This is a genomic window from Pelobium manganitolerans, assembly GCF_003609575.1.
Taxonomy (GTDB): Bacteria; Bacteroidota; Bacteroidia; order Sphingobacteriales; family Sphingobacteriaceae; genus Pseudopedobacter; species Pseudopedobacter manganitolerans.
In genome coordinates this window covers 1-715 of the sequence record NZ_MBTA01000021.1, presented here as the reverse complement: position 1 = coordinate 715, position 715 = coordinate 1, and the positions used below count along the sequence as shown (strand labels likewise).

General features: G+C 54.3%; 2 rRNA genes. Both read right to left on the bottom strand.

Features of this window, described 5'->3' with window-relative positions:
• Positions 1–6: 6 nt before the first annotated feature.
• Positions 7–124: ribosomal RNA gene (gene rrf / locus BCY91_RS08555) — 5S ribosomal RNA — on the bottom strand.
• Between the two features lie 109 nt (positions 125–233).
• Positions 234–715 (bottom strand): 23S ribosomal RNA (locus tag BCY91_RS08550); the annotation flags it as partial.

Genomic DNA, 715 nt, shown 5'->3' with positions numbered 1-715 from the left:
AAAGAAGTCCGGCGGTGTCCTACTCTCCCACAGGGTCCCCCCTGCAGTACCATCGGCGCTGTGAGGCTTAGCTTCCGGGTTCGGAATGTAAACCGGGCGTTTCCCTCACGCTATGGCCGCCGAAACACTATTGATGTTTCAATCAAACCTATAGACAAATCATTGTTGTCTGTAGGGTTCTCGACCGTACATCGAGAACCACTCAGTGGACGCGTAGCACCAACAAACGGTGTGTTATCAAGTCATCGGCTTATTAGTACCAGTCAGCTGCATGCATTACTGCACTTCCACATCTGGCCTATCAACCCAGTAGTCTGGCTGGGAGCCTCTCACCCGAAGGTATGGAAATCTCATCTTGAGGCCGGCTTCCCGCTTAGATGCTTTCAGCGGTTATCCATCCCGAACGTAGCTAATCAGCGGTGCTCCTGGCGGAACAACTGACACACCAGAGGTTCGTCCAACCCGGTCCTCTCGTACTAGGGTCAGATCCTCTCAAATTTCCTATCGCGCGCAGCGGATAGGGACCGAACTGTCTCACGACGTTCTAAACCCAGCTCGCGTACCGCTTTAATGGGCGAACAGCCCAACCCTTGGGACCTACTCCAGCCCCAGGATGCGACGAGCCGACATCGAGGTGCCAAACCATGCCGTCGATATGGACTCTTGGGCAAGATCAGCCTGTTATCCCCGAGGTACCTTTTATCCGTTGAGCGAC